This window comes from Pseudomonas serbiensis (assembly GCF_030580745.1).
GTDB lineage: Bacteria > Pseudomonadota > Gammaproteobacteria > Pseudomonadales > Pseudomonadaceae > Aquipseudomonas > Aquipseudomonas serbiensis.
In genome coordinates, this window is the sequence record NZ_JAUQOO010000005.1 from 69,723 (window position 1) to 89,387 (window position 19,665).

General features: G+C 58.3%; 13 protein-coding genes. 3 read left to right on the forward strand and 10 right to left on the reverse strand.

Annotation, left to right across the window (positions count from 1 at the left end):
* Positions 1–30: 30 nt before the first annotated feature.
* The 6 genes from Q6A51_RS08555 to Q6A51_RS08580 all read right to left on the reverse strand — a co-directional run bounded on the left by Q6A51_RS08555 (position 31) and on the right by Q6A51_RS08580 (position 9,817).
* Positions 31–4,845 carry a non-ribosomal peptide synthetase gene (locus tag Q6A51_RS08555; RefSeq protein ID WP_304574556.1) on the reverse strand — a complete coding sequence of 1,605 codons (4,815 nt, stop codon included), beginning with the start codon at positions 4,843–4,845 and terminating at the stop codon, positions 31–33.
* A 66-nt stretch (positions 4,846–4,911) separates the two neighbouring features.
* Positions 4,912–5,865 (reverse strand): TauD/TfdA family dioxygenase, encoded by a 954-nt coding sequence (locus tag Q6A51_RS08560; RefSeq protein WP_374063357.1) that lies wholly within the window; start codon positions 5,863–5,865, stop codon positions 4,912–4,914.
* Positions 5,866–6,021: 156 nt separating this feature from the next.
* Positions 6,022–6,960 carry an ABC transporter substrate-binding protein gene (locus tag Q6A51_RS08565; protein WP_304574557.1) on the reverse strand — a complete coding sequence of 313 codons (939 nt, stop codon included), beginning with the start codon at positions 6,958–6,960 and terminating at the stop codon, positions 6,022–6,024.
* 27 nt (positions 6,961–6,987) lie between these two features.
* Positions 6,988–8,037, reverse strand: coding sequence for a FecCD family ABC transporter permease (locus Q6A51_RS08570; RefSeq protein WP_304574558.1), 1,050 nt, complete (start codon positions 8,035–8,037; stop codon positions 6,988–6,990).
* Entirely contained in the window at positions 8,034–9,017 is a 984-nt protein-coding gene (locus tag Q6A51_RS08575; protein ID WP_201017074.1) for a FecCD family ABC transporter permease, read from the reverse strand. The genes Q6A51_RS08570 and Q6A51_RS08575 overlap by 4 nt, the downstream gene beginning before the upstream one ends.
* The gene (locus Q6A51_RS08580) at positions 9,014–9,817 is read right to left on the reverse strand and encodes an ABC transporter ATP-binding protein (RefSeq protein WP_201000585.1); all 804 of its coding nucleotides are present in this window, start codon (positions 9,815–9,817) and stop codon (positions 9,014–9,016) included. The genes Q6A51_RS08575 and Q6A51_RS08580 overlap by 4 nt, the downstream gene beginning before the upstream one ends.
* Before the next feature lie 281 nt (positions 9,818–10,098).
* On the opposite strand from Q6A51_RS08580, the gene Q6A51_RS08585 reads away from it, so the two are divergent.
* Positions 10,099–12,315, forward strand: a complete 2,217-nt coding sequence (locus tag Q6A51_RS08585; RefSeq protein WP_304574559.1) for a TonB-dependent siderophore receptor — start codon at positions 10,099–10,101, stop codon at positions 12,313–12,315.
* 136 nt (positions 12,316–12,451) lie between these two features.
* Here the strand turns inward: Q6A51_RS08585 and Q6A51_RS08590 are convergent, their stop codons facing one another.
* Together Q6A51_RS08590 and Q6A51_RS08595 are read right to left on the reverse strand one after the other, a co-directional pair.
* Entirely contained in the window at positions 12,452–13,594 is a 1,143-nt protein-coding gene (locus Q6A51_RS08590; protein ID WP_236250127.1) for an alpha/beta hydrolase, read from the reverse strand.
* A 175-nt stretch (positions 13,595–13,769) separates the two neighbouring features.
* Positions 13,770–14,528, reverse strand: a complete 759-nt coding sequence (locus tag Q6A51_RS08595) for an SDR family oxidoreductase (protein WP_201017072.1) — start codon at positions 14,526–14,528, stop codon at positions 13,770–13,772.
* Positions 14,529–14,624: 96 nt separating this feature from the next.
* On the opposite strand from Q6A51_RS08595, the gene Q6A51_RS08600 reads away from it, so the two are divergent.
* Together Q6A51_RS08600 and Q6A51_RS08605 are read left to right on the forward strand one after the other, a co-directional pair.
* A complete protein-coding gene (locus Q6A51_RS08600) occupies positions 14,625–15,212 on the forward strand; it encodes a TetR/AcrR family transcriptional regulator (RefSeq protein WP_201017071.1) in 588 nt (195 codons plus the stop codon).
* A 476-nt stretch (positions 15,213–15,688) separates the two neighbouring features.
* Positions 15,689–16,357 carry a LuxR C-terminal-related transcriptional regulator gene (locus Q6A51_RS08605; RefSeq protein WP_304574560.1) on the forward strand — a complete coding sequence of 223 codons (669 nt, stop codon included), beginning with the start codon at positions 15,689–15,691 and terminating at the stop codon, positions 16,355–16,357.
* A gap of 29 nt (positions 16,358–16,386) precedes the next feature.
* Here the strand turns inward: Q6A51_RS08605 and Q6A51_RS08610 are convergent, their stop codons facing one another.
* Complete coding sequence (locus tag Q6A51_RS08610; RefSeq protein WP_201000536.1) at positions 16,387–18,393, reverse strand: MacB family efflux pump subunit; 2,007 nt, start codon at positions 18,391–18,393, stop codon at positions 16,387–16,389.
* A gap of 2 nt (positions 18,394–18,395) precedes the next feature.
* Positions 18,396–19,547, reverse strand: coding sequence for a macrolide transporter subunit MacA (macA, locus tag Q6A51_RS08615; RefSeq protein ID WP_201017069.1), 1,152 nt, complete (start codon positions 19,545–19,547; stop codon positions 18,396–18,398).
* Between the last annotated feature and the right edge of the window lie 118 nt (positions 19,548–19,665).

Consider the following 19,665-nt stretch of genomic DNA (forward strand, 5'->3'; position numbering starts at 1 on the left):
CGAACCTTTAATGTAGGGGACGCAGGGGTGTCACTGCTCAAGCTGTTCGAGCAGGCCCAGGAATTCATCGTCGGACAGGCCTGAGTCAGCGAAGTCCGAAGCCGTGGCGCGGCCAGCCGTTGGAGACAGACAGTGCTCCAGCAAGGCGCCGATCTGCTGCACAAACTGTTGCGCCAATCCATTTACCAGCGCGTGGTCATGCACGTGCGGGGCATAGCGCCATTCGATATGCAGTCGTCCTTCGTTCTCCAGCACCGTTACATCCAGCCAGTGGGTGCGGCGGGTATTGTCCGCACGCATGCCAGGACAGATCGGCCGGGACAGGCGCCAGAGACGCGACGCTCCAAGCCATTGATCGACACGGCCCAGATAGTTGAAGGTCAGCAGCGAGGCCGCTTTCAGCTCATTGGCCGGGTCGAGGCGCAACAGGCCGTAGCCGATGCCTTGCTCGGGGACCCGGCGCAGAGCTTCCTTGGCCGCAATGATCGAGGACTCAAGGTCCCAGGAAGTCTTGACTGCCAGAGGGTAGCGACTGGTGTGCCAGCCCACAGAGCGGGACAAGTCAGGGCCTTGTTCCCAGCCGCTGCGACCATGGCTTTCCAGCTCAAGGGTGACTCGCTCGCGCCCTTGCCATTGACCGATGACGCCAGCCAGTGCCGCCACCAGCAGGTCCTGGACCTGAGTGCCGTAGGCTGAGTGGCAATCGCCTTGCAACAATTGCGTCTGCTCAACCGAAAGTTGCGTATCCAGAGTGCGGCTTTCGCCGTATTCATTGGTCTGCTCCAGGGTTACGCCTTCAGCAACCAGTTGCTCATGCCAGTAATCCACCTGAGCCAGTACTTCGGGTTCGCTGCGATGGCGCTGCAAGGCTTCGCTCCACACATGGAAACCCGCCGAGACGGCTGGCAGAGCCAGGTTCGGTTGCAGGTACAGGCTTTCCAGTTCTTCCAGCAGTACTTGCCATGACACCGCATCCACCAGCAGGTGATGGGCCGTACACAACAGCTCCCGGCTGTGGGAGAAATACACCCAGCGGATCAAGGGTGCCTGATCGAGGCTGAAACCCTGCTGCCAGCGTTGCAGCAAGGCCTCGCTCAGAGGCTCCTGCTCCACGTGCAACAGCGCTTCGGCCTGCCTTTCGGAAAAGGCCTGATAACGTTGTTGCCAACCGCTTTCCGAGGCCTCGAAGGTCAGGCGCAGGCTGGCATGGCGCTTGAGCAATGCGCCAACGGCCTGGGTAAAGCGTTCCTGATCCAGTGGCTCGTCCAGTGCCAGCAACAGCGACTGGTTCCAGTAGCCGGGCCGGGTTTGCTGCTGAGCGAAGAACCATTCCTGAATCGGTGTCAAGGCAAAGGCTGTGGTGGGTTCCTGGGCCTTTGGTGTTGCACCTTCGTTTGCCGCGCCAAGGTCAACCACCTGCTCTGCCCAACCGCGCACGGTGGGGAACTCGAAGATTTGCTTGGGCTTGAGTTGCAGGCGTTGCTGCTTGGCCTTGGCGATGATCTGCAAACTCAGAATCGAGTCACCACCCGCCGTGAAGAAGTTGTCGTCGGCACTCAAGTCAGGCTTGTCGAGAATCTCACGAGCGATTTCCAGCAGGCGTTTTTCGAGTTTGCTCTGCGGTGTCTGCGCCACTCGCGCCAAGGCCCGCACGCTTTGCTCGGCAAACAATTGCTTGGGCGTCATCAGGATTTGTTGCTGACGCGCCAGAGCAATGATTTGCAGGCCGAGGATGGAGTCACCGCCATGGGCGAAGAAGTTATCGTCCGGCCCGAGTTCGGGCTTGCCAAGCAGTGTCCGCCAGATATCCAGCAAGGTGCTTTCAACGGCATTCAGGGGTTGATTGCCTGTCGGCTCTGCCGAAGACGACTGAACCGGCGCCTGCTCGCTCAGATGTTTCAATGCCTGACGATCGACCTTGCCATTAGCCAGTAAGGCAAAGCGCTCAAGGCAATGCCACTGGGCTGGCTGCATATAGTCCGGCAGTTGCGTTTGCAGAACGCTCTGGATGTCGGCCAGAGCCTGCGGCGGCGCAATCAGGAAGGCCACCAGACGGTTGCCGGTCAACGGCGTCGGGATGTTCAGCACCCGGACATCACTGACCTGCGCCATGGCACGCAATTGGGCCGCGACTTCTGCCGGTTCTACCCTGTAGCCGCGGATCTTGACCTGTTCATCGAGCCGGCCAAGAAATTCCACCTGGCCCTGATGATTGAGTCGTACCCGGTCGCCGGTGCGATAGCCGTACTCACCAAAACGGGCGTGATCCGCATCTGGAGCGCTGAGATAGCCCGGTGCGACTGTTGCGCCCTGAATGTACAGCTCGCCGCTGACGCCAATCGGCAACAATGCGCCATCAGGCGAACGCACGCTGACCTGAACATTGGCCAGTGGTCGCCCTAACGGTGCAGCACCGCTGTCATCGACTTCATGGGTCAGGACGCCGACCGTGGTTTCGCTGGGGCCGTAGTGGTTGACGATGCGCAGATCCGTTTTCAAGGTGCGCAAGCGGCTGACCAGATCATGGCCCAGCGCTTCGCCGCCTGTGACCAGACACTGGCGCGGCAGTAAGCGCTGCGGATCTCTGGCGACCAGCAAGGCGTTGAGATGTGACGGCACGATCTTCAGCAGATCGACGGGCTCACGCTCCAGCACGGCGGCCAGTTCCTCGGCGTCGAAGGCCAGTTCCTCGCCCAGCAGGCGCAGACGGCGGCCACTGAGCAAGGCCCCGAACAAGGCCGTATGCCCAAGGTCGGTCGCGCAACTGGCGAGGCTGGCCAGGCTGGCATCAGCGCTCAGGTTCAGGCGTTCAAGACAACCGGTCACGTAATGAATCAGGTTGCCCTGGCTGACCTTCACCCCTTTTGGCTTGCCACTGGAGCCCGAGGTGTACACCACGTAAGCTGTCAGGTCTGCCGCCAGCGCGGCGCGCAACGGCGAATCACTGAATAGCGGCGCAGAAGGTATTGGCAGCCAGCGCACCTGTTCCGACAACCATTCGGGGCGCGCCCCTTCGCCAACCAGCACCTCAGGCGTGGCATCCAGGCAAATGTCCTGCAAACGCGACTGCGGCCATTGCGGGTCGAGGGCCAGATAAGTCGCGCCACACTGCCAGGCCGCGAGCATATGCATCACCAGTTCGCGACTGCGCGGCAGGCACAAGGCAATCCGCTTGCCCGCCAGACTCAAACCGTCCTGCAAACGCTCGCCACGGGCGACCACCGCACGGCCGAGTTCGGCATAACCGAGAACGCCCTCTTCATCCTGCAACGCAATCGCTTGAGGTTGCAGGGCGCACTGTTGAGTGAAAGCCTGCCAGGCATTGTCGATGGCCAGCGGCACGTCCTCGCCCTTCAGGAAGGATTGCTGCTGCGCAGCCAGCCAGTCCAGTTCGGCAAAAGGCACTTCGGGTTGTTCGAGCACTGCATGTACCAGGGCCACGAACTGGTCCCGATAACGTTCGATGGTTTGATGGAGGTACAACGCCTTGCTGTAGCGCCACCGGCACAGGAAGCCTTCTTCCTCGTCGATGACCACCATGTTCAGTTCGTGTGCGGCACCGCGCTGTTCCGAGATCAAGCGGTCGACATATTGCTCGAAAGGCGCGATACGCTCCTTGTTGAGGGTGAACATATGCTGGAACAGCGGCGCCCTGCCCATCTGCCTTGGCAAATCGAGCTGTTTGACCACACGCGAGAACGGGTAGTGACGGTGTTGCAGGGCCTGTTTGACGGTGGCGTCCACCTGTTTGGCCCACTCGCCACTGGAAAAGTCGCGGCGCAGACGGCAACGGATCGGCAGCGGGTTGACCAGATAGCCCGGCAGATTGAGGTGTTCACGCCGCAAGCGCCAGCCGCTGGGCGTCCCGAGCACGAAGTCGTCCTGCCCCGACAGCACGCCGAGAAACTGCTGGAACAGCGAGAACCAGAGCACATAAGGCGTTACGCCCAGACCACGGGCGACGGCACGGATTCTGGCCGTAGCAGCCGGATCGAAGCGAACAGACAACTCGCCGCCCTTGAATGCCTGATTGCTGCCATACGGAAAGTCAGTCGGCAATTCCAGTGCAGGGGCTTCGGCCAGTTGTGCCTGCCACCATGCCAGTTCAGCAGGTTCGGCCGCTTCGCTGCGAATATGCAGATCACTGCAATAATCGCGATACGCATCGGGGTTTACAGGAGGCAGCTTCTGGTCATTGACCAATGCGAACAACTCATTGAGCACAATGTAGAACGTGGCCAGATCCGCAGCGATGTGATGAATCACCAGCAATACGCTGTACTCGGTCTCGCTACCCTGTGAATTACTCAAAAGAACGACGCGACTGACTTCACCGGCTTCCAGATTGAACGGCGCATCGGCCAGCTCGGTAATACGCTGTTGCAGGGTTTCGGCGTTTGCTGCCTGCAATGCAACACGCTGCAACGGCTGGACCTTCTCGCGATGACTCCATTGCAGCAACTCGCCATTGCGTTCGGCATAAGCCGTACACAGCATCGGGTAGCGCTGCTGCACCTTGGCCCAGGCATCTTGCAGGCGCTGGGGGAAATCCTCGGTAAAGAACTGCGCCTTGAGACGACCGGCATAAGCAATGTTGTAGGCGCAGCTTTCAGGCTCCAGACGCTGGAGAAACCAGAGCGCCTGCTCGTTATCCGTCAATGGTCGGGCATCGAAATAATCGGGGTGCTGTTGCAGCCATTGCAGCACTTCGGGGCCCTGGGCCTGCAACTCGGCTACCAGCTCAGCGTTCAAGTCGCCCGGCGATCCATGGGCAATGGCCAACTGGCCTTCAGCTATAGACAGGCGAATTCCGCGCAGCCAGCAGCGATGCATCAGGCGATCCATTTGATGTCCTTTTTCTACTTGTTCAAAGTAAGCCGCCCATTGCGACGGCTTTCTGAAAGAGAGTGCTCAGCTTGCCGAAGCAGGCTCCGCCATGGCGACCACGACCTTGCGTGCGCCCTGGAATGTCGAGCGGCCGTGGGCCACCAGCATGTTGTCGAGCATCAGCACGTCACCGGCCTGCCAGGGGAAACTCACCTGGCAACGCTGGAGAACAGCGCGCACATGCTCAAGAGCTTCCAGCTCGATAGGTGAACCGTCGCCGTAAAACACGTTACGTGGCACACCCTCTTCGCCAACGATGGAAATCAGCGTTTCGCGTACCGCTGGTGCAAGGTTGGAGATATGAAACAGGTGCGCCTGATTGAACCATACCCATTCACCGGTAACCGGATGCTGGGCTACGGCCTGACAGACCTGGCGAGTGGAAAGCTCGCCATCGTCATTCCATTCGAATTCGATATTGCTGGCCCGGCAGAAGCGCTCGACCTGCTCACGGTCTTCAGTGCTGAAAGCCTGTTGCCAGGGCAGATCCAGACCGTTGCCGTAGTTGCGCACATACATCAGGCGCTTGTCGGCAAAACGCTGGCGGATGACCGGGTCCAGTTGCTGGTAGACCAGACGGCTGTCGGCAATCGGGGTTTCACCACCGACCTGGGCCGCCTGCACGCAATGAAACCAGATCTTCATTGGCCAGTTCAGCGAATAGGACTGTTCATTGTGCAAAGGGATGATCTGGTGAGCCGGGTATTCGGTGGAGGTATAGACCCGGTTGTTGAGCTTGGTACGTGGTGTGGAAGCGTAGTCGTAGGTCAGCAGCTCATGGCCGAAACTACAGGCAAACGCTTCGAAGTCGGCCTCACCCTTGAAGGCAAAACCACGAAACAGAACACCACCGGCACGCGGCAGTTCAGTCTCGACTACCTGCTGAATCTGCTCGCGATGGGCTTGCCAGGTATCACCGGCAGCCGGAGCCTGAAATATGAACGGCAGAGTCTGTTCGCTATCGGGGAAAACCTCCATGGATTGAACTTGCGTACGCGCCAAACCCGTTTCCATTTGAAACCCCTCGCCATTCGGATAAGCGTATTTTTGGAGAGCGCAAATTAATACAAACGAGTAACAACATCAATAGAGAATGATTGTCATTTATGACTTTTGTATCGAAATTGACACATTTTATTGAGCCTGCAGTACGCTCTCCCGCTCACCGATATGCGACATCAGCAGATAGGCAGATCCCAGCAGCCCTTGCATCGTATCGGCATAGCGGCTGCGGTTCAGATACAGGAACTGGCGGTTTTTGACCGCAAACAGATTCTGCCATTGCGGGGACTTGCGGAAGGCGGCTGTGCTGGTCTCCGAATCTAGCAGCTCCTCATATGTATCAATAATGAAATCACTGTTGAAGTCGCCAATTCGCTCCAGACTGTAGGGAACGTTCTGCCTTGCCGCGCTGTAAGCCGGCACACGCCCGAGGCCAAAATCGGCGATGACATCATCCATTCCTCCACGGCCTATCAACTGAAAACCATCGGTGTAGACCTCAAGCGTCGTGACGGTGATTCGCGAAGGGTCCTTGACCCGTTTCTTGAACTCTTTGACGACCCATTGGTACTCGCCCAGCATTTCGGTGTAGCGCTGCTGCTTGCCGACCAGTTCGGCGAGTTCCCTGGCGTAGGTCTTGATATCGCTTTCACGTGCAGGCAACAGCACCACCGGCGCAATCTTGCTGAGCTTCTCCTTGATATCCGCGTGATATGACAATCCGATGATCAGGTCGGGTTTCAAGGCAGCAATCGCTTCCAGATCGGGTGCCTGATGCGAGCCGATATATTGAATGCCTGTCACATCGAAGCGTTCCTGGGTGCCGCGAAACAGCACATCGGAAAACAGCTTTTTACGGCCTGTGGAGCCGCAGGGTTTGACCCCCAGTTCCAGCAATTGCGTGGTCAGACTGAAGTCATGCAGCGACACGATGCAATGCGGTGCCACAGGCACTTCGACCCGCCCAAAGCTATTCTCGAACACCTTGGTTTCAGCGGCGCCGGCCTCTACAGCCAGCAATGCCAGAGGCACACACAACATGCCCACCACACCTCGGAAAAATCCTTTCACCCGCGCTTACCCCCAGAGTATTTGTTTTTAGCGATTGCGCTGACGCGCCAATAGAACAATCAGGTACGGCGCACCGATGATGGCCACCACCAGCCCGGCAGGTAGCTGCAAGGGCGGAAAAATCCCCCTGCCCAGTGTGTCGCCGGCCAGCACCAGCAGCGCGCCGAACAGCGCCGACAAAGGCATCAATGCCCCATGGCGATCACCTGCCAGTTGCCGCGCCAGATGCGGAGCCACCAGACCGACAAACGTCATGGTGCCGACATTCGCCACTGCTGCCGCCGTCAGCATGACGCTGCACAGTAACAAGGCAATCATGACGCCCGTGACATTCAAGCCTCGGCTGAGCGCAACCTTTTCCCCAAGTTGCAGCAGGTTCAACTGCCGATGGCAGAACAACAACGGCACGCCCGCCAGCAATAACCAGAGCCCAAGGCTGTTGACCTGCGCCCAACCGGCCCGATGCAGACTGCCACCCAGCCACATCAGGGCCGACTCCACCTGATCGATATTGCCGTAAGTGATCAGCAGATCGGCGACGGCACTGAGCATGGCTGTAAGCCCCACGCCAACCAGAATCAGACGCAACGGCGAGATGCCCTGGCGCCAGGACAGCAGCGCAACAAAGAACGCCACGGCCAGACCGCCTGCCAGTGCTGCCAATGGATACAGCTCCAGCGGCAGAAGCCCGGGCCAGAGCACAATGATCAGCAGCATGGTGACGCTGGCACCCGACTCCACACCCACCAGACCGGGTGCCGCCAGCGGGTTGCGGGTCAGCGATTGCATCAACAGACCGGCCAGTGACATGGCCGCACCGGCCAGGATCGCCAGTACCACACGGGGCAATCGCAGCTCCCAGAGCAGATTGCGTACTGTCGGGCTGGCCTCCTCGGGTGCCAGCAATGCTTGCCAGGCCTGGGCGACACTCAGCGAAAAACTGCCCACGGTCAGTGCGTACAGCGCCAGCCCAATGACGGCACATGTCAGCACCAGCACAGAAATCAGGTCGATGGGCCGGGCAATCCAGGGCAGCAACGGCAAGGTTCTGGGCAGGGTCAGTCCGGCGCGCCTCATTTGACCTTCCTCAACACCAGGATGACAAAAACGGGGCCGCCGATCAGCGCGGTCACGATGCCGGTATTGAGCTCGAACGGGCTGACCACGGTGCGAGCTGCGATGTCCGCCAGAATCAGCAGCAGCGCACCAAGCAAAGGTGCTGCCAGTAGCAGCCGACGATAGTCATCGCCAAACAGCAGGCGTGCCGCATGCGGCACTACCAACCCGACAAACCCGATAGGCCCTGCCAGCGCCACGGCACACCCGGACAACAAGACCACCGAGGCCAGCCCGAACACGCGCATCTTCAATAGATTGACGCCCATGCCCGCAGCAGCCTGCGGCCCCAGGCGATGAGCATTCAAGGCTCGCACGTTGATCAGGCACAGGAACATGCCCAGCAAGACATAGGGCCAGACCCAGGCCTGCATCGTGCCGCCAGTCACGCCGATGGAACCGGTAAGCCAGCGGCGCAGACTGTCGAGGCCCTGCTGATCGAGCAGCAACAGAATTGAAGTGACTGCACTGAACAGCGCCGCAATCATGGCCCCCGACAGCGTCAGTCGAATCGGGTTGTGGCCCCTGCCCGCCAATAGCAGAACGCCGATGGCAGCCGTCAGCGCACCGGCAAAGGCAAATAACGGGATCATCGACAAATCGTTGCCCGGCATCACCAGCAGCCCGAACACCACGAACAGCGCAGCACCGCTATTGATACCGAGAATCCCGGGGTCGGCCAACGGGTTATCGCCGACCGCCTGCATGATGGTGCCGGCAAGTCCAAGACTGGCGCCCACCAACAGCGCGACCAGCAAACGCGGCAGACGGCTGCCACGAATGACGCTGTGGTCCGGGTTGCCCGGCGCATAGGCAACCAGTGCCTGCCAGGTCTCGTGCCAGGGAATGCTTTTTGCGCCGACCGCCAGATGAAGCAGCGCTGCAAGGGCAATTGCCATCAACAAACCCAGCCAGACAGGCAATCGCAAGCCGTGACTCACATCGCCTCCCGCACAGTCAGCGGCTTGCTTCGGCTCGATTGCGGAACGCACAACAGGTCACCGGAATAAGGGTCGGTGATGATATGTGCATCCAGATCGAAGACCGCCTTGAGGTTTTCCCGGGTGAACACCTCGGCAGGCGCGCCCTGGGCCAGCAAGTGACCTTCACGCATCATCACCAGATGATCGGCGTAACGCGCAGCCTGGTTCAGGTCATGCAGCACGGCCACGATGGTCTTGCCTTGCTCGCGAAGGTCCACCAGCAGCTCAAGCAGCGTGATCTGGTGCGCGATATCGAGGAAGGTGGTCGGCTCGTCCAGCAGAATCACCGGAGTGTCCTGGGCCAGGGTCATGGCAATCCAGCAACGCTGCAACTGTCCGCCCGACAGGGTTGCCAGCGAGCGATCAAGCAAAGGCTTGATACCAGTCAGTTCAATGGCGCGGTCAATGGCCTGCTGATCCTGCTCGGACCATTGGCGCCACCAGCTCTGCCAGGGGAAACGGCCTTGCATGACCAGTTCACGCACACTCATGCCCGCGGGTGATGTTGCACGCTGGGGCAGCAATGCCATCTGTTGTGCCAGCGCCCGACGTGAGTACTGGCGCAGCGGTTTGCCGGACACCTGAACCTCGCCAGCGCTCGGGCGCAGCATATGCGCCAGTACATTGAGCAAGGTGGTCTTGCCACATCCATTGGCACCGATCAGCGCCGTGAAACGGCCTTCGGGGATGTCCAGGCTGACGCCGTTGAGAATCTGCTGCTCACCATAGCTCAACCGCACTCCGGTGGCTTTCAGCATGGCCTTCCCTCCACTCGGGAGAGGGCTAATCGAATCACTCATCGAGCAATGCCCTGCATCGTTTTTTTGTCCCGTCAGGCTATGAGGGGCATAAGTGGGCCACATAATGTATCGAAAATGAAATAAATCTGTGTCTTTGTAACAATCTTAATGCAAAACCTTATCATTTACAGATAAAGTACGGCCAGTTGACACCAGCCCGGTTGAGCGCCTGACAACACAGGATCCAGGGCATATATAGCTATTCCACAAGCCACACTGCAAATCCAAGGACTCTCTCGATGCTCGAAAGAAAAACAACAGCTAGCACCGAAAAACATTACACACGACGCCCTCCTGTGTTTCACCTGACTACCCTGGCATTGGCTTTGAGCAGCGTCATCTCGGCGCAGGCAATCGCGGCGGATGAAACCTCCGACAGCAACGCAGTTCAGCTCACCAATATCAATATCAACGCCGACACCCAGGAGAACCCGACGGCTCCGCTGGCCGGCAAGGTTGCCCTGCGCAATACCAGCGCCACCAAGACCAATGCGGCTATTACCGAAACACCGCAGTCGTTGTCCGTGGTGACTGCCGATGAAATCCGCGACCGCAAATCCGACACCCTGGCCGATGTGCTGAGCTATACGCCGGGGTTCACCAGCCAGCCATCGAGCTTCAACCGCACGTCCGACCGCTTCCGTATTCGCGGTTTCGACGTAGAGTCTGCTACTGGCGGTTCGCTGCGTGACGGCATGCGCCTGCAGAACAACTCCTACGACGGCGTCCAGGAACCCTACGGCCTTGAGCGTGTGGAAGTGATCCGTGGCGCGGCCTCGGTCCTGTACGGCCAGTTGTCACCAGGCGGATTCGTCAACGGTGTCAGCAAGCGCCCGACCGATACCCCGCTTCATGAGTTGGGCCTGCAATACGGCAACAATGATCGCAAGCAACTGACAGCCGACTTCAGCGGCCCGCTTGGCGACAGCGATACCCTCAGCTATCGCCTGACCCTGTTGCAACGCGACAGTGGCACTCAGCAGGACCATATCAATGACGACAAGCTCTACATTGCTCCGGCCCTGACCTGGCGTCCCAATGAAGACACGTCGCTGACCTTGCTGGCTTTCCACCAGAAAAGCGACACGCGCTTCTCCGCGCCACTGCCTTACCAGCTCGTCAAAGGCCTCGGCAACGGCCCCTTTACCATTGGCCGTCACGACTTCATCGGCGAGCCCGGCTACGACGACATGAATGGCGAAATGTCCGCCATCGGTTATGAGTTCGAGCATAACTTCAACGACAACATCCGCATCAGCAACAAGCTGCGTTATTACGAAGCGGAGATGAAGTGGAAGTACTTGCAGGTCCCGAACAATAACGCCGCAGCAATAGCGGCGGTCAATTCTGCTGCCAGAAATGGCTTGCTGACTCGCCAGTACAGCGACCGTCACGAGCGCTCCAGAGCCTTGGCCAGCGATACCAACGTCGAAGCACGCTGGAACATCGGCGGTGTGGAAAACACCTTTCTGATTGGTGCCGACACCTATGATGCATCTTATGACTCGCATAACTTCAGGGGCAACGCGCCCTCTTTGAATCTCGCCACCTACAACTATGGGCAGCCGGTGGTAGTGAACAAGGCGCTGGCCCTTGAACGTGGCTCACAGATCGATACCCTGCAGACCGGAGTCTATCTGCAAGACCAGATCAAGTTTGACGATCACTGGCTGCTGCTACTCGGTGGTCGCCACGACTGGGCCAACCAGGACCAGAAAGCTTTTGCCAACGGCCAGAAACGGCACCAGTCAGACGAATCAACCACATGGCGCGCCGGCCTGGTGTACCAGGCAGATAACGGCCTGGCTCCATACATCAGCTACAGCGAGTCGTTCTTCCCGGTAGCGGTGGCGGATGCTCCTACCCAGAGCTTCGAGCCGACCGAAGGCAAGCAGTATGAGATCGGTATTCGCTATCAGCCCCCTGGCAGCAATATCCTGTTGAGTGCCGCTGTTTATGAGCTGACCCAGAAAAACGTGCTGAAGACTGTCAATAACGTTTCTTCGCAGACGGGCGAACAGCGTTCCCGCGGACTGGAGCTGGAAGCCAAGGCCGATGTGACGCCGCAACTCAGCGTCATTGCCACCTATGCCTACACCGATGCACGCATTACCGAAAGCTCGGTCCCGGGGGAAGTTGGCCAGCGCAGCGAAGATACGCCTTATCATCAGGCAGCATTGTGGACCGACTACAACTTCGCCTTGTTCGGCATTCCGCAACTGAAGATTGGCGGTGGTGCGCGCTACAAGGGCACAACCCAGGCTTCGGGTATCGAATCGCAGATGCCGGCTTACTTCCTGTTCGACGCCATGGCCAGCTACCAGATCGACAAGAACTGGGACGTTTCCCTCAGTGCAAACAACGTGACCAATAAAAAGTACACCTACTGCGAGTTTGCGATTTGCCGCTACGGCGATGAGCGCGAACTGGTGACTTCCGTCAATTTCAGGTGGTAAAAAACCCATAAATCACTTTGTGGGAGGCAGCTTGCTGGCGACTTCAGCGTACAGACGCAGAATATCTGCCGGTTTCAGGCCTTTTCGCCAGCAAGCTGCCTCCTACGAATTGTATGCACCTTAACCCGGCAAGCTCCTACCCCTTCGGCTTCGCGGCCTCCAGCACACCTCGGATAACCTGCGATTGCCACGCAAAGTACGGGTTGTAAGTCAGCCGTGCATGCACCTTGCCCGGCTCACGATAGCCCCACTCGGAATACCACACCTCCTCTCCTGCCTCACAGCGCGCAACATCCCTGGTATTCAGGCTGTTCCAGCAGAAACGCAGTTTTCCTGATCGGCCGTAAAGCGCGTTTTGCGGCGAGAACAGGATGCCCATGTGTGAAAACTGGCTGATACGTTCATCTACAAGTCGGTCCGTGCGGGTCAGGATGCGTGATGAGTCCGGTGCGCCTGCCTTTTCCTGGCCATACCAGATCAACCGGCTGGCAGGGTTTGTAAAGCGGCTACTGAACAGTTCTCGAACATACTGCACATCGACTACCGAATCCTTTTCAGTCAGGACAATCGCAACAGGCCGGTCGAAGTTTTCATGCTCTATAAGGCTGCGAACCGCCACGCTGCTGCGGTAGAACTGAGCGAAGCCGTTGGTGGGCACGTTGTAATAGCGTACCGGTGATTGCTGCGGGCGCGTCTCGTCAGGCGCGACGAGCCAGGTTCTGACATGGGCCAGCCATGGCGTCACCCAATCGAAGGTGGCACTGGAGCGGATAGCCGGTGAGAACAGCACCAGACCACTGATGCCGGGATCCTTCATGGCATAGGCGAGTGCCAGATTGGCGCCGGTCGAGAACCCTCCCAGGTAGACTTCCGGGAACTCCTGTCGCAGCAATGCGACCTGTTCCTGCACCAGTTGCTGCCATTCTTCCAGATGAATATCGATCAGGTCTTCAGGCCGGGTGCCATGCCCGGGCAGCAACGCAACCCGCACGACATATCCCTGATCGGCGAAATCCTGGGCAACATCCACGAATGACCAGGGTGAATCACCCAATCCGTGCAGCAGAAGCAACGCCTTGCCGGACGGTGTAGCTGGGCGAATCTCGAAAGGCGCGTTCCATACCAGTTCATTGTCGCGGCTTTCGGTCTGGAAGAGACGCCGCTCGCTAATCTCCTGCCGGGTGTCTTGCAGATACGCCTGAAAACTCGCGTGGTGCGTCATGGCCGTTTCAGCCTCTGGCTGACGGGTGCATCCTGTAGCCAGAGCCAGAAACGCCATGCTTGCCACGATCCTGACCATGATTGACTGCCGCACCACTGTCCTACCCCCGATCCGTACTGAAAACATCAACGATCATTCCTTCGCATCACTTCTCAACTGATCGATAGACTCGACAGTCAGCCCTCCTCACAAGCGAGGGCTGCCATCGCACCCTTCCATTCAATCGGGTAGTTTATTCTGCCGGTGATTTGATATGGGAGAGCATTTTCAGCACGTCATCGAAAGAGCCGTTCGCTTCGGCAAGGCGCAGAGGCATGGCGCGCTCGACAATGATTTCCGGGGGAGTCGGGGTTCTGCCAAGCAAATCGAATGCCTCGTTCAGGAACTCATCCAGCGGCATGGCGCGCTCATCGTTTTCCTGCCCAAGCAATGTGGTCCGTACACCTGGCGGTGCCAGTTCGAGTACTTCGACTGCCGTATCTGCCAGTTGCACCCGCAGACTTTGGGTGAATGAGTGAATGGCAGCTTTTGTCGCACTATAAGTAGGTGTTGCAGGCAGTGGCACAAACGCCAGGGCTGAACTGACATTAACGATAGTCGCCTCAGGTCGCTGGGTCAGTTGCGCAAGCAGTGCGTACACCATCCTGATGGTGCCCAGCAAATTGGTGACGACAATATTTTCAGCGATGCTCAGGTCTTGCGGGTTGGTAATGTCTTCCCAGTACATGACCCCTGCGTTGTTGATAAGAACATTAAGATCAGGATGGCTGGTCGCCAGAGCTTCGGCTGCGCTTAAAATGGAGTCCGGATCGGTAACATCCAGCACAATGGCCTCGATCCCCGGGTTTTGCAGCACGACCTCGTCCAGCAACTCCTTGCGCCGCCCGGCAATGATCACTTTGTTACCTGCATTGTGAAGCCCGAGAGCCAGGCCAAGGCCTATGCCAGAGGTACCGCCCGTGATCAGAATCGTGTTACCCGTACTATTCATAGTAAGCTCCAGAGTCATTACGCAATCGGACAACTGTCCGATTAATGCAAGCTACCGGACAGTTGTCCGCTTTGCAACAACATGAAGGATTAATCAGTGGCCCCTGAAGCCGAACTGCCCAAGCGTGCCGACGCGAAGCAAAACCGAGAACGCATACTGAAGATTGCCGTTGTAGAGCTGACGCTCTCCCCAACTGTTCCGCTTACCGCCATCGCTAAAAAGGCCGGAGTTGGGCAAGCCACTTTTTATCGCCACTTTCCCACCAGAGAAGACCTGGTATTTGAGGTGTATCAGCACGAAATGCAGCAAGTAGCTTCTCTGGCTGAGCAGCTACTTGCCGAAAAACCTCCGGCACAGGCTCTCAGAGAGTGGATGGATTGCCTGGCCGAATATGCGATGACCAAGGCCGGGCTGGCGACAGCATTGCAGCAAGCCTCCGCAGCTTTGGCATGTCAGGGAAAATCGGGGTATGCCACGGTAGAAGCCGCAGCGGACCTGCTGCTGCGCGCCAATACAGAGGCCGGTACGATCCGGGCAGGCGTGACTACCGATGACTTCTTTTTAGCAATCGCCGGCATATGGCAAATCGATTCACGTGGCGAATGGCGTGTACGCTTGGCAAGATTGATGGACCTGGTGATGGATGGCCTTCGTGCCGGACGCGCAAACGAGCAGGACATCTGAGGCATAAAGGTCCTGCCGGGGACATGGCTTGCCCTGTCCTGGATCCTTTTCATGGGCACCATAGGCATTGGCCAGATCCCCGCCATCTGACCAGGGAATCGCTGTAAATCTGAAGCTGGTCACCCAATTGGCAATCGGCGCCCAACCCTTTGTGCGCCGTTTTTTATCCGGCCTGCATATCCTCACGTATACCCTGCAAAAGTCGAGAATATGTAACAGGATGCGTACAAAATAGAACCTAAAGCCTGCTCGTAAAAATCTCTATACGCTCTTAGATATCTTCTTCAAAACATTGATTTAAAAGGAATAGAGTTCATCGATTTAAGCCATTTCATTACATCTGGTGTAACAGAAAAAAATGACATGGCACTACCTGAAAATGTATATACAGGCAATCGCGCATGTACATATTCGTGACCAAGGTCTCTTTATTGGCGTCGAAAACGGGTCCCTGCTACATCATCATGGATGACAAAATGCCCCATACACTATTTCCGAAAATTGGCAGAGTCATGGCCTGCATTGGCACGCGCAACTTCTCAAGCGCGTTCCATGAACTGATCAATACCCAGCTCACCGTCGATGCCGTGCATCTCCACGCGCTGCCACAACCTTGGCAATCCCAGCCTTCTCCAACCCGGGCCGTTTTTAACGACACGGTAGCCGCACCGCGAAACCTCGCACTTTTCACCGATTCGGTTCACCTGTACCCAACGCAGGAGTCGGATGGCTACTGCTGCAGAATCACCGTCTTTCGCGCACCTCCCTCTCCTTGCTTCTCTGCTGCCGAGCGCCGTCGACTGAAGGACATTTCGCCATTTCTGTTCTCGATTCTGGACAAGCATGTGGATGCCTTGCAGACCGCTATCTCCAGGGCAGAATCGAACAAGACTGAAAGCCTCGAAGACCGTTTCCACGAACGCCTGCGCGAAACCGGCCTGAAGCTTTCCGAGCGTGAAACACAGGTCTGTCTTGGACTGCTGGCCGGGCATACCGCTCTGGAGCAGGCCGAGCGTTTGACGCTCAAGGTCAATACCGTGGGCAGCTATCAGCGCCGCGCCGCCGTCAAGCTGGGGATCAGCGGACGCAATTCCCTGATGCGCTGGATGTATGCGTCATCCGAGGGTGTTTCCATGGCCAACTGAGGCCCTGGAAACACCCCGGGGCGCGGGTATCAATCCCGCGCCAACGCCTCGATAGGATCAAGCCTTGCCGCATTGCGTGCCGGTACAAAGCCGAACAGCACGCCAATCAGTGTCGAACAGGCAAAGGCGGTGACGATCGAGGCCGGTGAGAACACCATTTCCCATTGTTTGACGAACAGCGTGAACAGGTAGCCGATCCCGTACGACAACGCGATACCGATTACCCCGCCAATCAGACAAACCATCACAGCCTCCACCAGAAACTGCTGGCGGATATCCGACTGGCGAGCGCCGACGGCCATGCGGATACCGATCTCACGAGTCCGCTCGGTCACCGACACCAGCATGATGTTCATCACCCCGATACCACCGACCACCAGGGAAATCACCGCAATCAGCGACAGCAGCAAGGTCAGCGAGCGGCTGGTCTTCTGAACCGTCTGCATGACGCTGTCCAGGTTGTTGGTGAAGAAGTCCTTGGTGCCGTGACGCTGTAGCATCAGAGCCTTGATCTCTTCTTCCACCTGCTTGCTCGGCATGCCGTCCTTGACCCGCACGCTGATGCTGTCCAGATGGCGCTGGCCCAGCACACGACCGGCTGCCGTCTCGTAAGGCATCCAGATATTGAGGGTATTGCCGGCGATGAACAGGTTCTTGTGGTCGCTGGTCACGCCAATCACTGTGCACGGCAGATTGCCGATCAGGATCACCTTCCCCAACGGATTCACACCCGGCCCGAACAGCCGCTGCGCGGTGTTGTGATCGAGCACCACCACCTGGGCCTGACGCCGTGCATCCTGTTCGTTGAAGGTGATGCCTGCCGCCAACTGGATATTGCGTACCTGGAAGTACCGGTTGCTGACGCCGTTGAGCTGGGCATCGACGTCAATGTTGCGATAGCGCACCAGCATGCTGCGACCGACCACCGGCGTAGCGCTGTCGATGTAATACATCCGGTTGAGCGCCGCGACGTCGGACGGCAACAGGGTTTCGATGGACTTGGCCCGGCTGTCACCGAAGTTGCTGCCGGCATAGATATCGATGGTGTTGCTGCCGATGGCCTGGATGTCCTTGAGCACGTAGCGCTTGGCCCCTTCGCCAATGGCCGAGATGGACACGACCGAAGTGATGCCGATGATGATCCCGAGCATGGTCAGCAAGGTACGCATGCGGTGCGAGATCAGAGCGATCCAGGCCATGTTGAAGGCTTCGCGAAACAGACCGAGGCTGACACCCAGGCGCCGGGGCGCGGCACCGTGCTGCAATTGCGGCTCGGGTTCAGGCGCCGCCTGTGCTTTCTGCACCGTGCGCTGGTCGCTGATGATCTCGCCGTCACTGACTTCGATGATCCGCTCGGCGTTGGCGGCGACCTTGGGGTCGTGGGTGACCAGAATCACCGTATGGCCCAGGGCATGCAACTCCAGAAGGATGTTCATCACCTCCTTGCCACTGGCAGTATCCAGAGCACCGGTCGGTTCGTCGGCCAGAATCACCTGGCCACCGTTCATCAGTGCCCGGGCAATACTCACCCGCTGCTGCTGACCACCGGACATCTGGCTCGGCCTGTGCGACAGGTGCCCGCCGAGCCCAAGGCGCGTCAGCAACTCTTCGGCGCGCTGGTGCCGTTGAATCTGGGATTTACCGGCATAAACAGCCGGAATCTCGACGTTGCGCACGGCATCCAGGTGCGGCAGCAAGTGATAACGCTGGAAAATGAAGCCGAAATGGTCACGGCGCAGCGCGGCCAGTTCTTCGTCGTCGAGGTCACAGGTTTCCTGACCGTTGACCTTGTAGCTGCCGCCACTGGCATGGTCCAGACAGCCGAGGATATTCATCAGGGTCGACTTGCCCGAACCCGATGCACCGATGATCGCCACCAGTTCGCCAGCGTGAATCGCCAGGTCGATGTGCTTGAGCGCCAGAAACTCGCGGTCTCCGGCCATGAAACTGCGGCTCACACCTTGCAGGTGCAGGATCGGGCTGCCCGTATCGATCGTCGTCTCGTGAAGAGCTGCAACCTCTACCTTCTGGTTCATGCTCAAGACCCCGCCACGGTCGCTGACGGATCGGCGATGACAACCTGATCACCTTCGGCGAGCCCGTTCTTGATCTCCACCTGAACGTTATTGTTGATCCCGGTCTGAACCTTGCGCTCCTGGGCGAAGCCGCTCTTGTCCAGAACGCGCACGGTGTAGGCACCCTCGGCATCACGATTGCCCAGCGCGGCCACCGGCATGCTCAGGGCATTCTTGGCGGTGTCGAGGACGATACGCACCTGGGCGGTCATGGAGATGCGCAGGCGATGATCGAGGTTCGGCACTTCAAACAGCGCGTTATAGAACACCGCAGAGTTCTGCTTGGATGACGAACCACTGCCTTCGGTTTCCAGGTAGTCCTGCGGCGCAGGCTCGGTGCCGCGCAGCGTGGCGTAGTAGCGTTTCTCTTCACCCAGAATCGTGAAGTAGACCTCCTGACCCGTGCTGATATGAATCACGTCAGCCTCGGACACCTGGGCCTTGATGGTCATGGTGTCAAGGTCCGCCAGCTTGAGCAGTACCGGCGCAAGTTGCTGGGCGATAACGGTCTGGCCTTCCTGGGTCACGATACCTACCACGTCGCCATCAATCGGCGCGACGATGCGGGTATAGCCCAGATTGACCTTGGCCGTGTCGATCTGCACCTGGGCGCTTTTGATCTGTGCATCCAGCGCACTGACGTTGGCCTGCTGAACTTCATAGTCGGACTCGGCATTCTCGAAGTCCTGACGGGAAATAGACTGATCGGTCTGTAATTCCTTGTAGCGATCATAAAGGCGCTTGGCCTGTTTCATCTGAGCCCTTGCCGAGAGCCGGTCAGCCTGTAGCTTTTCCTCGTCCACTTCGGCCTGACGCAAGGTGTTACGCAGTACTAACGGGTCGATTTCAGCCAGCCACTGGCCCTTCTTGACCTTATCGCCCAGCTTGACCTTGAGCGACTTCAACTGCCCCGAAACCTGGGCGCCAACATCCACCTGCTTGATGCCCTCCAGTACACCTGTGGCCAGCACGGCGTTTTCGATGTCGCTTCGCTCGACCCTGGCGGTGATATAGGTCGGCGGCTTGGCCGGGGCTTCGATGGCATACAACACGGCACCCAAGACCAATACCAGGGCAGTACCCAATCCAACCTTACGCAATTTCGACTTGTTCATAGATGCCCACTGATACTTGAAGATCGCGCCCACCAAACGGGGCGGTAACTGACTTTTCGGTGTTCTGTACAGCGCAGCTTCCCGCGTTCATCGGCGGGAAGCTGCTTTCTTCATGGCC